The organism is Leptotrichia shahii (assembly GCF_008327825.1).
In the GTDB taxonomy this organism is placed as follows: domain Bacteria; phylum Fusobacteriota; class Fusobacteriia; order Fusobacteriales; family Leptotrichiaceae; genus Leptotrichia; species Leptotrichia shahii.
In genome coordinates this window covers 679,726-703,629 of the sequence record NZ_AP019827.1, presented here as the reverse complement: position 1 = coordinate 703,629, position 23,904 = coordinate 679,726, and the positions used below count along the sequence as shown (strand labels likewise).

Sequence of the window (23,904 nt, the reverse complement as noted above, 5' to 3'; positions counted from 1 at the left end):
TTTTAAGCCTCACCTCTCTCAAATATTTCTTTAAATTCAGGTGCAATAACAACTTTAAAGTTTTGTTTTTCAGCTTCCCAATTATTTAAAATTTCCTTTGCAATGGCACTTCCTGTATAATTAAAGTGTTTTTTCACATAAGTTTTTATTTCATTTTCGTAAACTTCGTTAAGTTCGTCAAAATCGACCATTTCTTTATTCAAATTTTTCTCAAAAGTGTTGTTTTTATCATAAACATAAGCAATTCCACCGCTCATACCAGCAGCAAAGTTTTTCCCAGTTTCTCCTAAAACAATAGCACGACCTCCAGTCATATATTCACAGCCGTGATCTCCGACACCTTCTACAACAGCAACCGCTCCAGAGTTTCTAACACAGAATCTTTCTCCAGCAACTCCGTTTAAATAAGCTTCTCCTCTAATTGCACCGTATAAAATGGCATTTCCTCCAATTATATTTTCATCTGCCTCGTATTTAGAAACTTCAGGTTTTTTAATAATAATCTTTGCTCCAAACAGTCCTTTTCCGATGTAATCGTTTGATTGTCCAGTCAAGTTATAAGTTATACCTTTTGCTCCAAACACCCCAAAACTTTGTCCACCAATTCCTTCCAAGTTTAGCGTAATTGTATCATCTTCAAGTGTGTATCCACCAAATGTTCTAGCCACTTCTCCACTTAACATCGCTCCGAAACTTCTGTCAAAGTTTTCAATTTTTTCATTAATTACAGTTTTTTGAACATTATTTTTATCACTTTCAAAAGTTGCTTTAGCAAGCTTAATTAATTTTCTGTCAATTATATTTTCCATTTTAAAGTCTTGATTTTGAGTTTTTACATTTGGACTTTCACTATTCTTGTCAGTATAAAGAATTTTTTCAAGGTTTACATTTTTAACTTTTTCTAATTTTGGAGTTTTAGAAACTTCCAAGAATTCATCAGCTTTTCCAATTAATTCACTAAGTTGTGTAACTCCAAGTTCAGCCATAATTTCTCTTGCTTCCTGTGAAATAAATCTAAAGTATCTGATGATATTTTCATATTGTCCAGTAAATTTCTTACGAAGTTCTTCAGATTGAGTTGCAACTCCAACTGGACACATATTTGTATGACATTTTCTCATCATAATACATCCTAAAATTACAAGCGGCATTGTCGCAAATCCAAATTCTTCAGCTCCTAAAATCGCTCCAATTACTAAATCTCTACCAGTTTTTAATTTCCCGTCAACTTGAAGGGTAACTCTGCTTCTCAATTTGTGTTCCTTTAAAATCTGGTGAGCTTCAGAAAGTCCTAATTCCCAAGGTAATCCAGCATGTTTAATTGAAGATAGAGGAGATGCTCCAGTTCCTCCGTCATGTCCAGAAATTAAAATCATTTCAGATTTTGCTTTAGCAACTCCAGAAGCAACGACTCCAACTCCAGCTTCAGATACTAATTTAACGCTAATTCTAGCTTTTTCATTTACATTTTTCAAGTCAAAAATTAGTTGTGCCAAATCTTCGATTGAGTAAATATCGTGGTGTGGTGGTGGAGAAATTAAGCTAATTCCAGGTGTTGTATGACGAGTAGCTCCAATTTCCTTATTAACTTTAAATCCAGGCAGCTGTCCACCTTCTCCAGGTTTTGCTCCTTGAGCCATCTTAATTTGCAGCTCGTCGGCATTTACCAAGTAATCCGTTGTAACTCCAAATCTTCCAGATGCAATTTGCTTTGTAGCACTTCTTCTATTATCCAGAAATCTTTTAGGATCTTCTCCACCTTCTCCGCAGTTAGAACGACCACCGATTGTATTTAATGCTCTTGCAATCGCCTCGTGAGCTTCTTTTGAGATTGAACCAAATGACATTGCTCCAGTAACAAATCTTCTCATAATTGCTTCAACTGGCTCAACTTTGTCAATTGAAACAGGTTTTCTATCAGAATGGAATTTTAGCATTCCTCTTATTGTAAGCAAATGCTGACTTTGGTCATTCACAAGTTTTGCAAATTCCTTATAAGTGCTATAATCATTTCTATTTGCCGCATCTTGAACTTTTGAAATTGCATCAGGAGTAAGAATTCTGTTCGTTCCTTCTTTCATCCAAGAATATTCTCCATCCACATAAAGTGCTTCATCACCAAGATTAATTGAATCAATAGCATCATCAAAGTTATTTAGGACTTCATCTTCCAATGTTTTAATTGTAAGTCCTTCGATTCTTGAAACAGTTCCTGTGAAATATTTTTTTACTAATTCAGTTGACAATCCAACAGCTTCAAAAATTTGTGCTCCTCTGTAACTGTCAACAGTTGAAATTCCCATTTTTGACATAGTTTTCAAGATTGATTTTTTCTGAGCTTTCAAATAGTTGTATTGCAAATTTTTTATTTCAGATTCATCGGCATTCAAGTAAAGTTTATTTTTTACCATATATTCAATTGAATCAAGTGCCAAGTAAGGATTAATCGCAGTTGCACCGTATCCAATCAGCAATGCAAAATGCATAATTTCCCTAGCTTCTCCAGTTTCTACCAAAATATCAATTTCATTTCGTTTTTTGTTTCTAATTAAATAGTGATGAAGCCCAGCAACAGCAAGTAAGGCTGGAATTGCGACATTTTCAGTATCCGCATTTCTGTCAGATAAAATAATTGATTTCACTCCGCTATCAATTGCATCTTCAGCAAGCTTAAATATCTTATCCAGTCTTTCTTCCAAGTTTTCAGTTGGCTTGAAAGTTATATCTAAAACAAAAGGCTTCTTACCATTTCTTTCATAATTTTTCAAAAATTCCATAGTTTTATTGTCCATGATTGGAGAATCTAAAACCACAGTTTCCCCAGCTTCAGGAACTTCTTCCAAAATATTTGCTTTTCTGTAAAGCTGTGTTCTAAGCGACATAACAAAACTTTCTCTAATTGGGTCAATTGGAGGATTTGTTACTTGCGCAAACAATTGTTTAAAGTAGCTGTAAAGCAATTTTGGCTTCTCGGCAAAAATAGAAAGTGCTGCATCATTTCCCATTGAACCAAGTGGTTCTTGCCCAGTTATAGCCATTCTTGAAATTAAGATGTGCAAATCTTCCCTTGAATAGCTAAATAATTTTAATTTGTTGTAAATGTCATCTAAATCTCTAGTTTTGTTATAGTTAAAATTAGCTTCCTTCATCAAGTCATTTACATTTTTCTTATCTTTAATCAATTTTTTAAAATCTGTTCCATTTAAAACTTTTTCATTAACTTCGTCATCTTTATACAATTTTTTCTCTTCCAGGTCAATTACAAAAACTTTTCCAGGTTTAACTCTTCCACTTTGAACAATATTTTCAGGTTTAATTGGCAAAGTTCCAACTTCAGAACCAACTAACATCTGATTGTCATCAGTCAAAATATATCTAAGCGGTCTAAGCCCGTTTCTATCAAGTTTTGCAACCAAATATCTGGAATCAGTCATAATCATGGCTGCAGGTCCGTCCCAAGCTTCCATTAATCCTGAATAATAGTCATAAAACGCTTTTAAATCTTCAGATTTAGTATGATCTTTCTCCCAAGCCGCAGGAACTAAAATTGAAATTGCTTCCATCAAAGTTTTTCCAGAAAATACAAGAAGTTCAATAACGGCATCAAGATTAGCTGAATCCGACCACCCTTCATCATTTACAGGAAATAATTCTTTTATATCTTCATAGTTAGGCGAAGATAGTGTAATTTCTCTGGCTTTCATCCAGTTTACATTCCCTTTTACCGTATTAATTTCCCCATTGTGTGCCAAAAATCTGAATGGATGTGCAAGTTTCCACGCTGGAAAAGTGTTTGTACTGAATCTTTGGTGAACTAAGCAATATGAGCTTACAAGTTTTTTTGATTGCAAGTCAATATAGAAGTTTTCAATCTGGTCAGGTTTTACTAGACCTTTATAAACTATTGATTTTGAAGATAATTTTGTTATGTAAAATTTATCTTCAGTATCGCAGTTTGCCTTTTTTACAGCATTTTCAATTTTTCTTCTCAAAATATAAAGATTTTTTTCAAAATCATCTTTTGATGAATTTACTCTTTTTACAAAAATCTGCCAGACAGATGGCATTGTAGATTGTGCTTGAACTCCTACGGCATCTCTTTTAATTGGAACTTCTCTCCAAGTTAAAATTTCATCTTTTGAGTTTTTTACAGTTTCTTCAATAATAGATTTTATTTTTTCAAATTCTTCTTTTACAGTTGGGAAAAATATGTTTCCAACTCCATAATCTCCAAATTCTGGAAGATTTGGAACTATTTCTGCAAAAAATTCGTGGGGAACTTCAAATAAAAGCCCTGCTCCATCTCCTGTTTCCGAGTCATATCCTTCTGCTCCACGATGTTCTAATCCCGCTAAAATTCTTATTCCGCCTTTTACTATCTGATTAGTTTTCTTATTGTCAATATTTGCGATAAATCCCATACCGCAATTGTCTTTTTCAAAATATGGCTCATAAAGTGAATTTTTAGAAAGCTCATATTTTTGCAATTTTACATTTTGAATGTTATTATCCAAAGTCTGTACCTCCAATGTTTTAGATTTTATCTAAAATATTAAAAAAAATATTTTAGCCTTATAGATGAACCAATTATACATTTCACAAAATCATTTTGCAAACATAAAAAAAAATTTGACTGTCAAAATATTTGCTGCTTTAAAATGTAAAAAAATACTATAAATATTAAATTTATGAAACTTTCTAAATATAAAATATTATAAAAATTTTTATTTGACTTATAATTTTACGCATTGTATAATAAGCCTATGGAAAGTTTTGAAAGAGTTTTGGAAAAGTGTATTTTTATAAATTGAAAACTACATAAATTTGGAATTAAAAAAAATGCTCTAAAAAAACAAAAGGTCTTAACCCCTTGTCATATTATGTTAGATTTCATACTTATTTAAAATTTAGCACATTTTCAATCTTAAAATATCTTAAAAAACGAAAAATAGAAAAATAAGAAAGAGGTAAATTTATGGAAAATGCTATGAAAAGTTTTGGAGAAAATGTCTTCAGAGACAGCAACCTTAAAAAAAGAGTTTCCAAAGAAGTTTTCAAAGAATTTAAAGCATCGCAACTGGGAAAAACAGAATTGTCAAAAGAAGCTGCAGAAGTAATTGCAAATGCGATAAAAGACTGGGCAACTAAAAGGGGAGCAACTCACTACTGCCACTGGTTTCAGCCGCTAACAGACTTGACAGCTGAAAAACACGACTCATTTTTGGAACCAACAGAAAGTGAAGAATTAATTTACAAATTTTCAGGAAGCAATTTGATAAAAGGTGAGCCTGATGCTTCATCATTTCCAAATGGAGGACTTCGTAGCACATTTGAAGCAAGAGGATATACAATTTGGGACACAAGTTCATATCCATTCATAAGAGAAAATAAAAATGGAGTTACATTATATATTCCAACCGCCTTTATTTCATTTACAGGTGAAGCGCTGGATAAGAAAGTTCCTTTGCTAAGAACAATGAAGTATATAAATGAGCAGGCTTTAAGAGTGCTAAGGGCATTGGGAAATACAACTTCAAAGCATGTATTTAACACACTTGGAGTTGAACAGGAATATTTCTTGGTTAAAAAAGAATTGTTTGAAGCAAGGGATGATTTACTTCTGACTGGGAGAACATTGTTCGGAGCTCCAGCACCAAAAGGTCAAGAATTGAACGACCATTACTTCGGGAAAATCAAAGATAAAGTTATAAACTTTATGAGCGATGTCGATGTGGAACTTTGGAAATTAGGAATTCCATCAAAAACTAGACATAACGAAGTTGCGCCAAACCAATTTGAAGTAGCGCCATTGTTTTCAGTTGCAAACTTGGCTTCAGACCAGAACCAGATTATAATGGAGACAATCGAGAAAACTGCATTAAAACACGGATTAGTCGCATTACTTCACGAAAAACCTTTTGACGGCGTAAATGGTTCAGGAAAACATAACAACTGGTCGCTTGGAACAGATGACGGAAAGAACTTGTTTAGCCCTGGAAAAGATCCTAAGACAAATACAAACTTCCTAATCTTTGCATCTGCAGTAATTGAATCTGTTGACAGGTATTATCCAATGCTGAGATATTCAACTGCAACTGCTACAAACGACCATAGACTTGGAGGGCATGAAGCACCGCCAGCAATTATTTCAATCTTCCTAGGTGAAGAATTGACAACAATTTTAGACAACATTGCAAACAAAAAAGATGCACCTGTGTCAGAAGCTTCAGAAGTAAACTTGTCAGTTGATGTGCTTCCAACATTCAGCATGGATTCAGGAGATAGAAATAGAACTTCACCTTTTGCCTTCACAGGAAACAAATTTGAATTTAGGATGCCAGGTTCAAGCTCAACTCCGGCAACAACAGCGGCGGTAATAAATGCCGTGGTAGGAAAAGTGCTGTCTGAATATGCTGAAAAGCTTGAAAAAGCAACAGAGAGAACTTTACCAAAAATAATAAATGAAATCATTGCAAATGCCTACAAAAAACACCACAGAATTATTTTCAACGGTAACGGATATAGCGAAGAATGGGTTAAGGAAGCCAAAAAAAGAGGACTTACAAACGAAGTTTCCGCAAACACAGCACTTAGGAAAATGGTTGACCCAGAAATTCTGGAATTAGTAGACGGAATCGGAATGTTGTCAGAACAAGAATCATTAGCAAGATACAACGCTTATGCTGAAAGATATGTAAAGCAGCTTACTATCGAATCAAGAACATTCATTGACATTGTAAACAAAAACATCCTGCCGTCAGCTCTAAAATTTGCGAACCTGTTGGCAGACCATATTGAAAAAAATTCAAAATACGGAAAAGCCTTTATAAAAGAGCAGGAAGAATTGTTAAAAGATGTTTTGTCAAATGTGACAGCATTAAGAAAAGAAACAAAATCGCTTGAAAAAGAAATTGCAAGAGTTTCAAACGAAGAAGATTTACCTAAACAAACTGATTTAGCAAAAGAAAAATTAGTATCAGGACTTGAAGCATTGAGAGTTCCTTGCGATAATTTGGAAAAAGTTATTGATAAAGACTTATGGAAATTCCCAACTTATACTGACTTATTATTTAAATTATAATAGTATAAATACAAAACTCAAAGCAGTTTAAAAAATTAGGGGCTGTCTCAAAATGGTTAAAATTTTGAGTTCAGCTTTTTTTATTTATTTAAGGTGCAAATAAGTTTATATCCAGAGAATTAAAAAACTGAGAAAAAAATCCCAGTTTCATAATTATTTTTTATTCTTTTTTATCTTTCATTAACAAAGAGTTTCTTCCACTTTTTTACTCAGCTCTTCCACATATTTATCCACAGTTTCCTGGCTTTCAGCCTCAACCATTACTCTTATTAAAGATTCTGTTCCAGAAGCTCTTACAAGGATTCTACCTTTTCCAGCAATTTCTTTCTCTTTTGCCTTAATAAAGTCAATTAATTCCTTATTTGTTTCCCAAGTTGCCTTTTTCTCCTTTGCAACTAAAATATTTTTTGAGTCTTGTGGCCATAATTTAATATCTTTTACAAGTTCATGCAAAGTCTTTCCGCTTTCTAAAATAGCTGCAACTAGCTGAATTGATGACAATACTCCGTCTCCAGTTGTGTTATAATCAAGCATCAAAATATGTCCAGATTGTTCTCCACCAATATTTAATCCATATTCCTTCATTTTTTCAAGAACATATCTATCCCCAACATTTGCACGAATTAGACCAATTCCCTTTTCATCTAAATATTTTTCAAATCCCATATTACTAAGAACAGTAGTCACAACTTTATTATCATTTAAAAGCCCTCTATGTTGCATATACTCAGCAATAATTGCAATAATCAAATCCCCATTTATAATAGCTCCCGTATTGTCAACGGCAATTAATCTGTCAGCATCCCCATCATAGGCAAGTCCCAAATCAGCCTTGTAGACTTTAACTACTTCCTGAAGAAGCTCTGGATGTGTAGATCCGCAGTTTACGTTAATATTTTTCCCATTTGGAATATTATTAATTACAATAACATCCGCACCTAAATTTTGAAAAACTTTTGAAGCTACTCTATAAGCTGCACCATTTGCAGTATCAATTACAATTCTTAATTTTGAAAAATTAGTTTTTACTGTAGAAGTCAAATAGTCTAAATAGATTTTCATATCATCTTCTACATATTTAAACGTTCCAAGATCATCTCCCGCAACTTGATATTTTTCAAGAAGTTCATCCTTTTTTTCCATTAACTCTTCCAATTCTTCCTCAACTGCATCAGGCAATTTATAACCATTTTGACTAAATATTTTTATTCCGTTATCCTTTACAGGATTGTGTGAAGCCGAAATCATAATTCCCGCATCAGCTTTTAATTTTCTAGTCAAATAACAAACTCCAGGAGTTGGAAGTACTCCAACAAAGTCAATATTTACACCCATAGAATTTAATCCTGCTGTAAGTGCTGAACGGATCATATATCCTGAAATTCTTGTATCAGTTCCAAGAATAATTTTGGGTTTCCCAGCTTTTTTTCTATGTTTTTTTAAATAATATCCAAGAGCAAGTCCAAGACTTGTAACCAAATCAATTGTCAAGTCCTTATTGGCTTCTCCTCTCATTCCATCAGTTCCAAAATATTTTCTAGCCATCATTTTTCCTTTCTATTTTCTATTTTTTTATTTTCTACTTTTAAATTTAAAAATAGATTTACTAATTCTTATCTAGTTTTATTACTAAACAAACAAACTATACTTTTATTTTTTCTTATTTTTCTTTTTTAAAAATCCAAAAACCTTTTTTTTCTTTTCAGTTTTTTCTTTATTTATATTTTTGCTAACTTCCTCCTGCAAATTTACAACAGTATTTCCAATAGGTAAAACAATTGAAATTTCTGTTCCTTCATTTATTTTAGAATCAATTTCAATTTTTCCATTGTGAATTTCTACAATTCGTTTAACTATCGCAAGGCCAAGTCCAGTTCCACCTGTCGCTTTTGTTCTCGATAAGTCTACTCTGTAAAATCTGTCAAAAATTCTCTTTGCATCTTCATCAGAAATTCCAACTCCTTCATCTCGAATTGAAATTCTCCCAAATCCATCTTTTATAAAAGATTTTATATAAATATCTGTATTTGGCTCTGAATATTTTGCAGCATTTTCAATTAAGGCTCTAATTGCCTGTTGCAGTAATGTTTCATCGCCCTTAATTTTATAATTTTCTCCAATTTCTAAATGAAATTTATGAGTTTTTGTGGAAACTACTGTATCAGAATGAATCTGATGAACCATTTCATTTGCATCAATATCTGTAAACTTGGTATTAATTTTTGTAATTTCACCTTTAGCCAAGAATAATAATTTTTGTATTAAATTACGCATATTATCAGTTTCACTAATTATCGAATCAATTGACTCTACAAATATATCAATATCCGTAGTTCCACGCTTTCGTATAATTTCCGCATAACCTTTTATTATAGCAAGTGGTGTCCGCAATTCATGTGAAGCATCTGATACAAATTTTTTCTGATTTTCAAATGACGTTTCTAGCCTATCCAGCATTTCATTTATAATAAGTGTCAAATCCTGCAACTCATCTTCTTCTTTTGGTATTTCTATTCTTTTGCTCAAGTCATCTGTTGAAATACTTTTCGCTGTTTTTATTACATTGTTAATTGGCTTTAAAATTCTGCGGCTCATTATTTTTGAAACAATAATTGTTATAACAACTCCGATTATTGTAAACAAAATAACAAGATATTCCAATCTTTTATAAATTTTATTTTCATTTGTAACATTCTTTAAAGTATAGATATTGAATTTATAATTTTTTATTACACGGCTTACTTTAAATACAAAATATTTATTTTTTTCAATATTTATTGTCTTTCCGCTTGGAACATTATTTTTCAAGTTATAACTTTCAAGCAATTCAACCATACTTTCATTAGTCATGGAAGCCTCTTCTGTATCAGTATCCCCAATTGTATTAATTGGAATTATTGAATCCTTATTTTGCTTTATTTCCAAAACATACAAATAATTATCCTCTCCTGGATTAAACGGCTTTACGTGAATTACCTTTTTTCCTTCCACGATTTCAGGATTAAAATCAAGTGTAAGCACATTTGTCTTATCTGAAAAGATTCCAACTTTATCCAAAAAGCTATCTATCTCTTTTAACTTTTCATTAGCTGAATCTTCCAGCACTTTATTTGACTGCTTTTGCAGCGAATAAACCAAAATAATATTGGAAACTAATATTAATACCAAAAATAGAAGAGCGTAATTTGCTGAAATACGATCTTCTAATTTTAAATTTTTCATTTTTTACTCCTTATTTAAAAATAAATCCAATTCCTCTTACAGTTTGAATAAATCTTCTTTCATAAGGCTTGTCAATTTTATCTCTTAAATATTTAATATACAGATCGAGAATATTGTCATTTCCAATATAATCAAATCCCCAAACTTCTTCCAAAATTTTATCTCTTGATAAAACAATCCCTTTATTTAATACTAAAAAGTCAAGCAATTCAAATTCTCTCTTTGAAAGCTGAATAAGATTCTTTCCATAATCTCTAAACACTTCATAAGTAGAATAATTAATTGTCAAATCTTCAAATTCAAATATTCCCTTATGAACAACTGATTTTTTAGTTCTTCTAAGAAGAGCTTTTATTCTAGCAAGTAATTCTTCATTTGAAAATGGTTTTGTCATATAGTCATCTGCCCCATAATCAAATCCAACTACCTTATCACTAATTTCATCTTTAGCTGTAAGCATAATAATAGGTACTTGCGAAGTTTCCCTTATTCTTTTGCAGACTTCCATTCCACTCATTTTAGGAAGCATTACATCCAGAAGAATAATGTCATACGAACCATATTTAGCCATATTTAGCCCTTCTTTACCATCGTACGCAAAAAATACATCAAACCCCTCAAACTTTAATTCAATTTCAAGTAGTCTTGAAATTTTAGGATCATCTTCGATTACTAATATTTTTTCTCTCATAATTATCTCCACTTCTGTTCCAATATTTTTCTTTTTACTTTATTTTTTGAAATTCTCAACACTTATTCAGTAATTTCCCCAACAAGCTAATTTTAAAATTTTGACATAAAGTAAAGGTCATTAACCTTACAAATCATTATAACTCATTTTTTTTGATTTGTATAGTATTTTATCTTTTTTTTTCAACAATTTTCAATAAATAAAAGATTTATTTAAAATTAAAAAGCAATACTTTTTATCCATATTGCTTTTTTTATGTTAAAATTATAATTAATTTTTTGTTTAATATAATTAAAATTCTGATGTATCCATATCACTATCCGATTGTCCTTCAGGAAGTTTTATTCTAATGAGATCCATTGGACCCATTTCCACATCTGTTTCAATAATAGCGATTGTATTTGGATTTACATACTCTTGATACTCATCGTTTTTTGTATTTAAAAAGTTTTCCACTTTAAATTTAACAGCATCTCCAATTGGACGAACCAATTCCAAAGTTTCAGTCGCAAAAACTTTATTTCTTATTTGAATCTTATACTTGTTCACATCAACTTTTTCTAGCACATTTGCAACAAGCCTATAAGTTTGGCTATAAGAAAGTCCAGTTTCATAATTTTGATCCTTTTCAGAAGTAGGCCCTAAATAAAATCCATTTGAATATTGTCTATGACTAATAGTTTTAAGCTCAGCCAGCCAATCAGGATCATATTTATAATTTCCAGAATAATAATTATCTAATGCTCTCTTATATTGTTTTACAACAGTCGAGTTATAATAAATACTTTTCATTCTTCCCTCAATTTTTAATGAATCTACCCCTGTTTCAATTATTTTATCAATAAATTCTATCGAACACAAGTCTTTAGCATTAAACATGTATGTTCCTTCTTCATTTTCCACAATATCATGAGCTCCAGTTTCCTCATGCCCTTCTGCAATAACCTTATAGTTCCAACGACAATCCTGTGCACAAATTCCACGGTTCGCATCACGATTTGTAAAATAGTTGCTTAAAAGACATCTTCCAGAATAAGCCATACACATTGCTCCATGAATAAATACCTCTATTTCCACATCAGGCACTTTTTCACGTATAGTCTTGATTTCTTTAAGTGACATTTCCCTTGCCAAAATGACTCTTTTTGCTCCCATATCCTTCCAAGTTTTTACACTCATCCAGTTTGTATTGTTCGCCTGAGTACTTACATGAATCTTCATATTTGGAGCATGTTCCCTAACCATCTGAAAAACTCCCAGATCAGCTACAATTACTGCATCTACGCCAAATTCATCAAGTTTCTTTATAAATCTTGGCATATATTCAATTTCTGTATTATGTGCAAAAATATTTAAAGTTACATATATTTTTTTCCCCAGACTATGAACATAATCCACAGCTTCCTTTAACTCCTTATTTTTAAAATTTGAAGACATTCCCCTTAAATTAAATGCACTTCCTCCAACAAAACACGCATCAGCTCCAAAATGAAAGGCTGTCTTTAACTTTTCCATATTTCCAGCTGGTGCTAATAATTCTACTCTTTTTTTTGTTTCCATTCTTTAACTTTTTCTCCTTAATTCTTTTCTTATTTATAGCCATTCATAAAAGTATAAAAATTCCAATAGCCACAGTATTTTTAAATTTTTAACTTTATTATTTTTCTCCATACTTTGGCAAGAGGTATTGACCCTTTGTGATTATAATAAATACTGCTACTATTCAATCTTTATCACCTTTATTTTTATAATCGCCTATCTTTTTTTATTTATTTTACTCTGCAGACGGTGCAAATTCATCGTCCACAACATTTACAAATTGCTGATAATTCGGGAAAAATCCCAATTCTATCGTACCAGTCGGTCCACTTCTGTGCTTTCCAATTATCAGTTCAACTTTTTCCATTTCTTGTTTTTCTCCAGTCTTTGGCAAGTCCTGCGGTTTTTTAACATATTTTTCTGGAATATTTACATTGTTTACTTCTGTTGCAGTATCCTTGTTATAATAGCTTTCACGGTATAAAAACATTACCATATCCGCATCCTGTTCAATTGCTCCCGATTCTCGCAAATCTGATAAAATTGGTCTTTTATCAACTCTCTGCTCCACTCCACGGGATAATTGTGAAAGTGTCACAATTGGAATATTCAGCTCTTTTGCAAGTATTTTTAGTGAACGTGAAATTTCAGATATTTCCTGCTCACGACTTTTTCTCGAATTTGTCGAAGGGCTTATTAACTGCAAATAGTCAATTAGCATAAAATCCAGCTTCCCTTCAGCCTTTAACCGTCTTGCATTAGCCTTTATTTCCAGCATTGTCACACTTGCAGAATCTGAAATATAAATTGGCATCTCAGAAAGCCGCCCAAGCCCATCTCCCAAAGTTACAAGCTCTTCTGAAGTCAATGTTCCATCCTTTATTCCCTTTAACCTAACTCTCGACTCACTTGCCACAAGCCTGTCAAACAACTGCTCATTTCCCATTTCCAAACTGTATATAAGCACTCCTTTTCCTTGCTTTGCAACATTTATTGCAAGATTCAATGCAAAAGCAGTTTTTCCCATTGCAGGACGTGCCGCAAGAATTATCAGGTCAGACCCGTGAAACCCGCTTGTTATACTGTCATATCTACTAAATCCTGAAGAAATGCCAGTTATTTTTCCTTTAGCTTCCGAACCATCATCTAGCCGTTTTACTTTAGATTGAACTAATTCAGATAATTTTACAATTTCTTTTTTCTGTTTAGATTCTGCAATTTTAAAAATCATGCTTTCTGATTTATCAAGCATCGCATCTGTTTCCTCATACCCACGTGTAGCCATTCTTACAATTTTTTCCCCAATGGCTATTAATTGGCGCTGAACAGACTTATCCTTTATAATTTGGGCATAATTAACAGCATTTGCAGCAGTTGGCACAACTTCAGTCAAATCATAAATAACTTCTTCATCTCCAACCTCATCCATTAATTCCTTTTTTTTCAAGGATTCAATTATCAAAAGCACGTCAATTATTTTCCCAGAATTATAGGCATTTATCATTTCAGAAAAAATCAGTTTATAATTATTTTTATAAAAATCTTCAGCTGTTATAATATCAACAACATCTCCTATAACATTAGGATTTATAAAAACAGACCCAAGAAGTGCTTCTTCAGCTTCTATGCTATACGGTTCGCTATTTTTCCCATCTTCATCGTATAACCCCATTTTTTAATTTTCTCACTTTCCAATCTCAAATTTTATAATAAACCTGCTATTTAGCCTCAACCCTAACTTTTAAGTTAGCCTTTACTTCCGAATGAAGCTTCAATTCCACATTATGCACTCCAATTTCTTTCACTTTAGAATCTGCTGAAACTTTCTTTTTATCAATATCAATATTTAACTGCTCTTTTATAGCCTGCACAATTTCCTTGGCCCCAATTGAACCAAACACTTTATTATTTTCCCCAGCCTTCACTTTTAGCACGATTTCCTTTGAAGCCAAAGTTTCCTTCAACGCTTTAGCATTTTTTACATCTCTATCATGATTTTTTTGGAGTTTTTCATTTTTTGCCTTTAATTTATTAACATTTTCAGGCGTTGCAAGTATCGCCTTATTTTTACTTAACAAAAAGTTATTTGCATATCCATCTTTTACTTCTACAATTTCATCTTTTTTCCCTACACCTTTTATGTTTTCCTTCAAAATTACTTTAATTTTCATATTTACCATTCCTTTCTTTTTTTATTAATAAGTCATTATTAATAAATTTATTTTTTTTCTAAAATTTCACCATCAAAAAACTTTACTGCATCCTTCAAAAATTTATCCTCTCCATTTTTAGTATCATCATTTTCAAAAAAAGTTTTTATTTCAATATCTGAATTACAAATTTGATTAATAACTTTTTCAACTTTTACTTTCTTTTCTGGTATCATAAGCTGTTCACTATGAAATTTCTGATTACTTGGAAATCTTATAAAAAGCACTCCTTCTTCCACTCTATCTGGCTTGCATTCTATTGATAATGCCCCTAGCATTACACTTTCCTTTTTTATTCCAGATAAAATTTTTCTCCATTTTTCAGAAAAAACTGAAATATCGTAATTTTTGTCAGCTTTTTCCATGTTTTCTAATTCTTCTGCTCTTTTTATTTTTTTTACATCAGTCATTTCCACTGTAACAGCTGGATTTACAATTTCTGAGTTTTCTGAAATTTGACTCATAACTTTTTTATAAATATGATCTGACACATCTTTAATATAATTTTTATCAATAACAGATCTATTTGAAGTGAAATCTTCAGTTTTCAAAATTTTATTTTTATTTGAATTTTTCTTCTGATTTTTATAAAGTTCATACACAAGCACATACCCGAGCAATCTTTTATCCTCTTCATACTTAAATTCATTCAAAGTAAAAAAAATCGCACTTATTGTGTCCAGTAAAAAATCCACTGATAAATCTGTTTGCTTTTTAAACTGCTCTTTCAAATAATAGGAAAAATCCTTTAAAAAAGTTTCGATTACAAGTCCATCTTCCCAAATCTTGTCAATAAAATCAACAAGTTTTTCCTTATCACTTTTTTTTATCAAATTCAGAAATTCCTCTAAAATCACATAAGGCACCACTCCCAAGGCTTTCTGAGTCTTTTCAAGATTAATTTCCTCATTATTAAAATTTGATACAACTTGCTCAAAAATAGAAAAACTATCCCTTGCACTTCCTTCAGACTTCCGATAAATTAAATCCAGACTTGCATCATCAATCTTAATGTTCTCCTTTTTTGCCACATTTTGAAGCAATTTTTTTATATCCTTCTTATCAATTGGTAAAAAATCATAACGCTGACATCTGGAAATAACAGTATCTGGAATCTTATCAATCTCTGTTGTCGCAAGAATAAATATAACGTGTGCCGGCGGTTCTTCCAATGTTTTTAAAAGTGCATTAAATGCCTCCTTTGTAAGCATATGAACTTCATCAATTATATATATTTTTTTTCTTCCTTTAACAGGCTGATAATTTATCTTTTCCTTTAATTCACGAATTTCATCAATCCCACGATTAGAAGCTGCATCAATTTCAATCATATCCATCGAGATCCCAGAAGAAATTTCACGACAATTTTCACATTTTCCACAAGGATTATCCGTCACATTTTCACTATTCAAACAATTCACACCTTTAGCAATAAGCCTAGCAATAGTAGTTTTCCCAACACCACGTGGCCCTGTGAATAAATACGCGTGTGACAGCTTATTCTCCCTAAGGGAATTTTTTATAGCCCTCAACACAAATTCCTGCCCCGCAATTTCATCAAAATTCTGCGGTCGATATTTTCTATATAATGTAATATTCAACATTCTCTCCCTTTTTTCATAAACACATTGACTAAAATTCTAATTACCAGACATCATTAATAATCAGAATAACAAAACAAATTTGAATACATTTGATATTATAACATTTTTACTATGATTTGTGAACTGCCCCAAAACTTTTTTCAACATATAATTAATTTTTTCAAACATCAAATTATTTTAGATCAAATATATTATTTTATTTATTTGCTGACATGAAAATTTAATCCCTAATCAAAAACTTGGAATTTCAATCAAAATAAACTAGAGATAAAAAAATACACCTAAATAATATACTTTGGTGTACTTTTATCAGAATTACTCTACAATTATAACCTTACAATACAAAATCCTATTCTCAATTTTACTTAATAACAAAAATTCTCACCTTTGCTAAATAAAAAATAGCATTAATTAATGTAAAAACAAAAGATTTATAATTTTTTCAACATAAGGAATTTTAAATTCCTTTTCCAAAATTGATGAAATAGTTGCAATAATTTGCAATATAGCCAACACAATAAAAATTATAAAATATAAAATATTTCCAATAATTATAATAAAATTTAACACTCCTGAAACAATTAATAAAACCCATATAGCCATAGTTTGTTTTGCGTATGATCTCACAAAACTATTCTTATCTTCTAAAATCAATGCAAAAATTGGAACTATTAAGCCTCCAATTATTGTAAAAAAACTCAAATTTACAAGAAAAGCGGCAGCATTAGCCCTTAAACCTGCAATAGACTTCTGTTCGCTAATTCTATTATTATCCATAAACTCCTCCCAACATATTTTTAATACCATTAAATTGCTTATATTTATTTTTTTTAGTATATCATATATAATTATTTATTTCAAATTTTTTATTTCAAATCATTAGCACTAAAAAATAGAAATTCTATCTCACTTATTTACTGACAAGATTCAAGTACTCTTGTTAAGAAATTACTGTTCAAACAGGAAATAATGCAAAAAAAGCTATTTTATAAGAAGAATTCTAATTCCTACAAAATAACTTTTTTATTTTCATTCTTAACTTTTTAAAAAATAAACTCCAAAAACTTTTTATAAAGGATATTCTCCATCTCCTAAAGTTGCCACCATCACAGCCTTTATTGTATGCATCCGATTTTCCGCCTCATCGAATACAACAGAATTTTTACTTCTAAAAACTTCATCGGTAACTTCCATTTCCTTAATTCCGTACTTCTTCTCAATTTCCTTTGCAACTTTTGTATTCAAGTCATGAAATGCAGGCAGACAGTGCATAAACAAGTAATCATCCTTTGCGTGTTTTATAAGCTCGCTATTTACCTGATAATATGAAAGCCGATCTATTCTTTCTTCCCACACATCATAAGATTCTCCCATCGACACCCACACATCCGTATAAACAATATCCGCATCCTTCACTCCGCCAATTCTATCATCCGTAAATGAAATACGTCCTCCATTTTCCTCAGCCAGTTTCAAAGCAGTTTCAGCTAGTTCTTTATCTGGAAAATATTCTTTTGGAGCAACAATCGTAAAATCCATCCCAAATTTTGCTGCACCAATCATAAGTGAACTTGCCATATTATTTTTCCCATCCCCAAGATATGCAAACTTAATTCCTTTCAAAGTTCCCTTTTTTTCCAAAATAGTCAAAAAATCCGCTAAAACCTGTGTCGGATGAAACTCAGTTGTAAGCCCATTCCACACAGGTACACTAGAATGTTCCGCCAAAGTTTCGACCAATTCCTGTCCATATCCTCGGTACTCAATTCCATCATAAAATCTTCCTAAAACTTTCGCAGTATCTTCCATAGACTCCTTGTCCCCAATTTGTGACACAGAAGGTCCAATATAAGTAACATTTGCACCTTGATCATAAGCTCCCACTTCAAAAGCACATCTCGTTCTAGTAGAAGTTTTCTCAAAAATCAAAGCAATATTTTTTCCAGACATCATTTTTTTCTCAGTTCCATTTTTCTTATCTGCCTTCAATTTTTTTGATAAATCCAGTAAATACTGCAACTCCTCCGTTGTAAAATCTAATAATTTTAAAAATGATTTTCCTTTTAACATAATTTCTCCTTAATTTTTATTTTTTTAAGACATTTGTAAAAATACAAAAATTTCATTAAATATAGTATTTGTTAATATTTAATTTTCTTGTTTTTCTCTATTCTCTGACAAGGAATTTCAATCCTTGTGATTATAAATACTGCTGTTATTCAATTTTCATCAATTTTACTTTTACAGTTGCCTATTTTATTTTTTTATTCTAAAATATTCCTTCAACATATTTTTCTCAGTTTCCCTTAATTTTTTCCCATTCTCAACAATCTTTTTATTCTCATCAATATACCGAATTAATTTTTCATTTTCATCAAAATAGTATCGTTTTTCAAAAAAATTCGATTTTCTTTTATCAAAGATTTCTCCATTTTTTATCTCATTTTCTTTATACCATTTAGAATCCACATAATACGGCACATTATATTTTTCAGTCTTATCAAAAATAAAATAAACTTTCCCATTTTTTATATAATATTCTGTCAAGTTATTTCCACTTTCTCCAAAATATTCAGCCACAATTTTTTTAACAACTCCATCTTGCAAATAATATTTCACAACTCCACTATCTGTGCTTTGTTCTGAATCTTCAACTTCTTTAATCACATAATTTTTTACAGCATTAGTACTCGAAAAATCCTTCCTAATTTGAGCAATTTTCCCTTCAATATCCGATGCACCAAAATTTATTAAATCAGTTAGAATAAAAAGTACTGCAATATTTCTTAAAGTTTTCATGGAAATCTCTACTCTAAATTCTTTATTCTTTCGATATAATTTTACCTCAATAATTTCTAATTTACAATAATATTCCTAAAACTTTCTCCAAAATGCAAACAGCTTTGTCAATTTCTTCATTTGCCACATTAAATGGTGGAAAAAATCTTACAACATTATTCCCAGCTCCAACTAGCAGCAACCCATTTTCCAATGCTTTTAAAACAATATCTTTCGCCAAAATTTTCTTATCATCAAATTTTATTCCCAAAAGCAGTCCTTTTCCACGAATTTCTTCGATAAAATCGAATTTTTCCTTTAATTTTTCTAATTTTTTCACAGAATATTGTCCCTTTTCTACAACATTTTTTTCAACTAATTTATTGTCAATTAATTCGTGCAAAACAGCATTTGCAACGGCACAAACCAATGGATTTCCACCATAAGTTGAACCGTGATCGCCAGGAACTAGCACATCATTTGCCTTTCCTTTTGTCAGGCAAGCTCCGATTGGAACTCCGCCACCAAGAGATTTTGCAATCGTAATTACATCTGGCACTAAATCAAAATTCTCGTAAGCGAACAATTTTCCAGTTCTTCCCATTCCACATTGAATTTCATCAAAAATCACAAGCGTATCATATTTTTCACTCAATTCTTTTATAGTTCCGATAAATTCAGGTGTAGCACTCTCAAGTCCACTTTCTCCCTGAATTGGCTCCAAGATAATGGCAGCAGTTTTTTCGCTCACTTTCGCTTTTAAATCTTGAACATCATTAAAATTACATTCAGTAACATTTTTCATCAATGGTTTAAACGGTTTTTGGTACTTAGGCTGACCAGTGACTGCCAATGCTCCAGTACTTCTGCCGTGAAACGAATCTTTCATATAAATTATTTCTGTTTTATCAGTGATTTTATTCCCATTTTCATCACATGACAAATTATTCCCGTATTTTCTAGCAATCTTTAATGCCAACTCAATTGCTTCGGTTCCGCTATTTGTGAAAAAAACTCTCTCCATTTCACTATTATCCGTAAGTTTTTTTGCCAAATCCAACTGTGGCTGACTGTAATACAAATTAGAAATATGTACCAATTTTTGACTTTGCTCTATCAAAGCCTTTGTAATCACAGGACTTGCATGTCCCAGGCAATTTACAGAAATTCCCGACACAAAATCTAAATACTCATTCCCTTCATTGTCGTAGATGTATGTTCCTTTTCCCTTTTCAAAAATTACATTATATCGATTATACACATTTAATAACATCTTATCACTTCTTTCTTAATTTTCTATTGCAGATATTTGAAAATTTTCTAATTTTCAACTTTAGAATATTTTCGCTTTCTCAAATAATCTTAGCTTTTTGAATTTTCATGCTTTCTAATTAACGTTCCAGCCCCCTCAACCGTAAACAACTCAAGAATCATAGAATGTTCCAATTTTCCATTTAGAATAACGACGTTTTCCACTCCATTTTCAATTGCATTCAAGCAAGTCATAACTTTTGGCAACATTCCACCACTAATAATTCCTCGCTCGATTAAATCATTCACTTTTTTCACATCAATTTCATCAATAAGTGTCTGCTTATCATGGTAATCAAGCAATATTCCATCAACATCCGTCAAAAATACCAATCTGTCAGCTTGTAATTTCCCAGCAATCGCACCTGCCACATAATCTGCATTAATATTGTATGTCTGACCATTTTTATCAACTCCAATAGACGAAATCACAGGAATCACATCATTCGACTCCAACAATTTTATAACTTCCGTATTAATTTCCTTAATCTCTCCAACGAACCCAATATCAACCTTCTCTCCATCAACTTCAACAAACTTCTTCTCAACAAACAACATATTCCCATCTTTTCCACTAAGTCCAACAGCTTTTCCGCCATATTTATTAATATCCGCAACAATTCCTTTATTTACTTTCCCTGAAAGCACCATTTCCACAATCTCCATAGTTTCCTCATCAGTTACACGATTTCCTGCAACAAATTTGCTCTCTTTCCCAATTTTTTGAAGCATCTCGTTTATCTCAGGCCCGCCACCATGCACAATCACAGGATTTATCCCAACATACTTCATAAGAACTACATCTTGAATAAACTGCTCACGTGCAACAGGATTGACCATCGCACTTCCGCCATATTTAATTACAATCGTTTTACTATGATACTTTTTTATGAACGGCAACGCCTTTACTAAAATTTTTGCTTTATCTAAATTTGAAATCATATTTTTCCTTTCTTTTTATTAAAATTTTTCTCATTTTTTGAGTTTTTCAAAAATTTAATTTTAAAAAATATTAAGTATGATACTCCGCATTAATTTTCACATAATCATAACTCAAATCACATCCCCAAGCAGTCGCTTCAAACTCCCCATCATTTAACTCAATAATTATTTCAACCGTTTCAGCCTTCAAAATTTTCTCAGCCATCGGAACATCAAAATCTTGTGCCATCCCATTTTTCGCAACTTGAACCATATCATTTCCAGCTTTTAGAAAAATATTAACTTTATCAGTTTTTAAATTTGCCTCTGAATATCCGACCGCACACAAAATTCTTCCCCAATTAGGATCACCACCAAAAGCTGCCGCCTTGAAAAGACTTGAAGTGATAACTGATTTTGAAACTTTTTTTGCATCTTTCTGAGTTTCTGCGCCATTTGTCGTAACTTGAATTAATTTTGTAGCACCTTCGCCATCTTTTGCAATTAATTTAGCCAATTCCTCATTTACTTTATGCAATGCCTCTTTAAATTCAATATATCCATCCGTATTTTCATCAACAATTTTCTCATTTCCCGCAAGTCCATTCGCCAAAACACAAGCCATGTCATTTGTACTTGTATCTCCGTCAACTGAAATCATATTAAATGTGCTATCTGTAATTTCGGAAAATATTTTTTGCAGCAACAATTTTTCAATATTTACATCCGTTACTGTAAAAGCAAGCATTGTAGCCATATTTGGATGTATCATCCCAGAACCTTTTGCCATTCCTGCAACTGTTACTGTTTTTCCATCTATTTCAATTTCTGCACAAATTTGTTTTGTAAAAGTATCCGTTGTCATAATCGCAGTTGCCGCATCATTTCCCCCATTTTCCGATATTTCCTTGCAAATTTTACTAATTCCAGTTTCTATCTTTTTCATATCCAGCTGAACCCCAATAATTCCAGTAGACTGTACCAAAATCTCCTCTTTTTTGAGTCCCAGCTCATTTGCTGCAAATTCTGTCATTTTTTTAGCATTTTCAAGTCCAGTTTCTCCAGTACACGAGTTAGCATTCCCGCTATTTACAATAATCGCCTGTGTATTTCCATTTTTTATATTTTCCATATTTAAAATAATCGGAGCCGCCTTTACAAGATTTTTTGTAAAAACCGCAGCTGAAACTGCCTTTTTCTCGCTGTAAATCAATGCCAAGTCTTTTTTCCCGCTTTTTTTCAACTGTGCCGATATTCCTGCCGCCTTTATCCCTTTAACATTAGTAATTGTCCCATCTTTTATTATTTTCATAAACATCACTCCTTTTAAAAATTAACTTATATATACATTGATAAAAATTCCAGTCCCATATTTTCTTCAAGCTCAAACATAATATTCATACTTTGAACAGCTTGACCTCCTGCACCTTTTATAAGGTTATCAATCGCAGAAATTACAATAATATTCCCAGTTTTCGAGTCATAACGGACACCAATTTCACAAATATTGCTATTTTTTACATTTTTTATCTCGGGCAAATTTTCAGTAACCCTTATAAAATACTCATTTTTATAAAACTCATTATAAATTTCATAAATTTTTTCTTCAGTCAACTTCTCCTTCCATTCCTCATTCACTTCCAAATAAATTGTTGAAAGAATCCCTCTATTTATCGGTAATAAATGCGGAGTAAACACTACGTTTATATCGCTTTCTGACAGTTTATCCATTTCCTGCTTTATTTCAGGCGTATGTCTATGCTTTAAAACTCCGTAAGCCTTAAAACTTTCATTTACTTCTGTAAAAATTGTATCTATTTTCGCATTTCTCCCTGCTCCTGAAACCCCAGACTTTGAATCAATTATTATTTTATCTGTTTTTACAACTTTATTTTTCAAAAGTGGTGCTGTCCCTAGTATCGCCGATGTCGGATAACAGCCAGGACAAGCAATGACTTGACTTTTCTTTATTTTTCCCCTATTCAGTTCAGGTAAGCCATAAACTGCACTCTGATTAATTTCAGGAAACTCATGTTTAACATCATACCATTTTTCATAAGTTTCTGAATCATCTAACCTGAAATCTGCTCCCAGATCAAAAACTTTTACATCATTTTCAAGTGCCTTCTTAGTCATTTTTTCCGACAATCCATGTGGCAATGCCAAAAACAGCACATCAATTTTTCCAAAACTCTCTTCAGCCTCTTTCTGCGAAATCAATTTCTTCTCAAAATATTTTTTATAATTTTCATACACCTCGCTTATATTCTCTCCAGCATTTGAATACGAAGAAATAAATTTAATCTCCACTTCTTTATGATTATTCAATATCCATACAAGCTGCTGCCCAGCATACCCAGTCGCTCCAATAACTCCAACTTTTATCATAATTACCATCTCCCTACTTTTTTATAAAAAAAAGCCCTTTTTACAGGCTCTAAATAAAATTATACAAATTGTATATAAAAACAAAGAGCCAACAACCCAAAAGTCATTGGCAAAACTAAAATTTTTATGTAAAACAGGAATCCATTATAAAAATGATTA

Annotated in this window: 16 protein-coding genes; 1 reads left to right on the top strand and 15 read right to left on the bottom strand. The window is 31.6% G+C overall.

The window, feature by feature from the left end:
- Positions 1 to 2: 2 nt before the first annotated feature.
- Positions 3 to 4,514 (bottom strand): glutamate synthase large subunit, encoded by a 4,512-nt coding sequence (gene gltB, locus F1564_RS03185; RefSeq protein WP_018450399.1) that lies wholly within the window; start codon positions 4,512 to 4,514, stop codon positions 3 to 5.
- Between the two features lie 461 nt (positions 4,515 to 4,975).
- On the opposite strand from gltB, the gene F1564_RS03180 reads away from it, so the two are divergent.
- Complete coding sequence (locus tag F1564_RS03180; RefSeq protein WP_149201891.1) at positions 4,976 to 7,081, top strand: glutamine synthetase III family protein; 2,106 nt, start codon at positions 4,976 to 4,978, stop codon at positions 7,079 to 7,081.
- Positions 7,082 to 7,261: 180 nt separating this feature from the next.
- On the opposite strand, the gene glmM is transcribed toward F1564_RS03180, so the two are convergent.
- From glmM to argC, 14 genes are all read right to left on the bottom strand, one after another.
- Positions 7,262 to 8,626, bottom strand: a complete 1,365-nt coding sequence (glmM, locus tag F1564_RS03175; RefSeq protein WP_018451503.1) for a phosphoglucosamine mutase — start codon at positions 8,624 to 8,626, stop codon at positions 7,262 to 7,264.
- Positions 8,627 to 8,731: 105 nt separating this feature from the next.
- Positions 8,732 to 10,303, bottom strand: coding sequence for a sensor histidine kinase (locus tag F1564_RS03170; RefSeq protein WP_018451502.1), 1,572 nt, complete (start codon positions 10,301 to 10,303; stop codon positions 8,732 to 8,734).
- A 10-nt stretch (positions 10,304 to 10,313) separates the two neighbouring features.
- Positions 10,314 to 10,994 carry a response regulator transcription factor gene (locus F1564_RS03165; RefSeq protein WP_018451501.1) on the bottom strand — a complete coding sequence of 227 codons (681 nt, stop codon included), beginning with the start codon at positions 10,992 to 10,994 and terminating at the stop codon, positions 10,314 to 10,316.
- 291 nt (positions 10,995 to 11,285) lie between these two features.
- The gene (locus tag F1564_RS03160; protein WP_018451500.1) at positions 11,286 to 12,554 is read right to left on the bottom strand and encodes a peptidase U32 family protein; all 1,269 of its coding nucleotides are present in this window, start codon (positions 12,552 to 12,554) and stop codon (positions 11,286 to 11,288) included.
- A gap of 214 nt (positions 12,555 to 12,768) precedes the next feature.
- The gene (dnaB, locus tag F1564_RS03155) at positions 12,769 to 14,205 is read right to left on the bottom strand and encodes a replicative DNA helicase (RefSeq protein WP_018451499.1); all 1,437 of its coding nucleotides are present in this window, start codon (positions 14,203 to 14,205) and stop codon (positions 12,769 to 12,771) included.
- Positions 14,206 to 14,251: 46 nt separating this feature from the next.
- A complete protein-coding gene (rplI, locus tag F1564_RS03150) occupies positions 14,252 to 14,704 on the bottom strand; it encodes a 50S ribosomal protein L9 (protein ID WP_018451498.1) in 453 nt (150 codons plus the stop codon).
- A 47-nt stretch (positions 14,705 to 14,751) separates the two neighbouring features.
- Positions 14,752 to 16,347, bottom strand: coding sequence for a DNA polymerase III subunit gamma/tau (dnaX, locus tag F1564_RS03145; protein WP_018451497.1), 1,596 nt, complete (start codon positions 16,345 to 16,347; stop codon positions 14,752 to 14,754).
- A 411-nt stretch (positions 16,348 to 16,758) separates the two neighbouring features.
- Positions 16,759 to 17,124: a DUF4870 domain-containing protein gene (locus F1564_RS03140; RefSeq protein WP_018451496.1), complete on the bottom strand. Its 366-nt coding sequence runs from the start codon at positions 17,122 to 17,124 to the stop codon at positions 16,759 to 16,761.
- Positions 17,125 to 17,415: 291 nt separating this feature from the next.
- Positions 17,416 to 18,417, bottom strand: coding sequence for an ornithine carbamoyltransferase (argF, locus tag F1564_RS03135; RefSeq protein ID WP_018451495.1), 1,002 nt, complete (start codon positions 18,415 to 18,417; stop codon positions 17,416 to 17,418).
- Positions 18,418 to 18,603: 186 nt separating this feature from the next.
- Entirely contained in the window at positions 18,604 to 19,146 is a 543-nt protein-coding gene (locus F1564_RS03130; protein WP_018451494.1) for a hypothetical protein, read from the bottom strand.
- A gap of 61 nt (positions 19,147 to 19,207) precedes the next feature.
- Complete coding sequence (locus F1564_RS03125) at positions 19,208 to 20,398, bottom strand: aspartate aminotransferase family protein (protein ID WP_018451493.1); 1,191 nt, start codon at positions 20,396 to 20,398, stop codon at positions 19,208 to 19,210.
- 89 nt (positions 20,399 to 20,487) lie between these two features.
- Complete coding sequence (gene argB, locus F1564_RS03120; RefSeq protein ID WP_018451492.1) at positions 20,488 to 21,378, bottom strand: acetylglutamate kinase; 891 nt, start codon at positions 21,376 to 21,378, stop codon at positions 20,488 to 20,490.
- Positions 21,379 to 21,448: 70 nt separating this feature from the next.
- Entirely contained in the window at positions 21,449 to 22,669 is a 1,221-nt protein-coding gene (gene argJ / locus F1564_RS03115) for a bifunctional glutamate N-acetyltransferase/amino-acid acetyltransferase ArgJ (RefSeq protein ID WP_018451491.1), read from the bottom strand.
- A 26-nt stretch (positions 22,670 to 22,695) separates the two neighbouring features.
- Positions 22,696 to 23,745, bottom strand: a complete 1,050-nt coding sequence (gene argC / locus F1564_RS03110; RefSeq protein ID WP_018451490.1) for an N-acetyl-gamma-glutamyl-phosphate reductase — start codon at positions 23,743 to 23,745, stop codon at positions 22,696 to 22,698.
- Positions 23,746 to 23,904 lie beyond the last annotated feature (159 nt).

Coding starts and splice junctions, on each gene's coding strand:
- F1564_RS03180 (WP_149201891.1), top strand. CDS start 4,976: ATGGAAAATGCTATGAAAAGTTTTGGAGAAAATGTCTTCAGAGACAGC.
- F1564_RS03165 (WP_018451501.1), bottom strand. CDS start 10,994: ATGAGAGAAAAAATATTAGTAATCGAAGATGATCCTAAAATTTCAAGA.
- dnaX (WP_018451497.1), bottom strand. CDS start 16,347: ATGTTGAATATTACATTATATAGAAAATATCGACCGCAGAATTTTGAT.
- argC (WP_018451490.1), bottom strand. CDS start 23,745: ATGATAAAAGTTGGAGTTATTGGAGCGACTGGGTATGCTGGGCAGCAG.
- argB (WP_018451492.1), bottom strand. CDS start 21,378: ATGATTTCAAATTTAGATAAAGCAAAAATTTTAGTAAAGGCGTTGCCG.
- F1564_RS03130 (WP_018451494.1), bottom strand. CDS start 19,146: ATGAAAACTTTAAGAAATATTGCAGTACTTTTTATTCTAACTGATTTA.
- F1564_RS03140 (WP_018451496.1), bottom strand. CDS start 17,124: ATGGATAATAATAGAATTAGCGAACAGAAGTCTATTGCAGGTTTAAGG.
- rplI (WP_018451498.1), bottom strand. CDS start 14,704: ATGAAAATTAAAGTAATTTTGAAGGAAAACATAAAAGGTGTAGGGAAA.
- F1564_RS03125 (WP_018451493.1), bottom strand. CDS start 20,398: ATGTTATTAAATGTGTATAATCGATATAATGTAATTTTTGAAAAGGGA.
- dnaB (WP_018451499.1), bottom strand. CDS start 14,205: ATGGGGTTATACGATGAAGATGGGAAAAATAGCGAACCGTATAGCATA.
- F1564_RS03170 (WP_018451502.1), bottom strand. CDS start 10,303: ATGAAAAATTTAAAATTAGAAGATCGTATTTCAGCAAATTACGCTCTT.
- F1564_RS03160 (WP_018451500.1), bottom strand. CDS start 12,554: ATGGAAACAAAAAAAAGAGTAGAATTATTAGCACCAGCTGGAAATATG.
- argF (WP_018451495.1), bottom strand. CDS start 18,417: ATGTTAAAAGGAAAATCATTTTTAAAATTATTAGATTTTACAACGGAG.
- glmM (WP_018451503.1), bottom strand. CDS start 8,626: ATGGCTAGAAAATATTTTGGAACTGATGGAATGAGAGGAGAAGCCAAT.
- argJ (WP_018451491.1), bottom strand. CDS start 22,669: ATGAAAATAATAAAAGATGGGACAATTACTAATGTTAAAGGGATAAAG.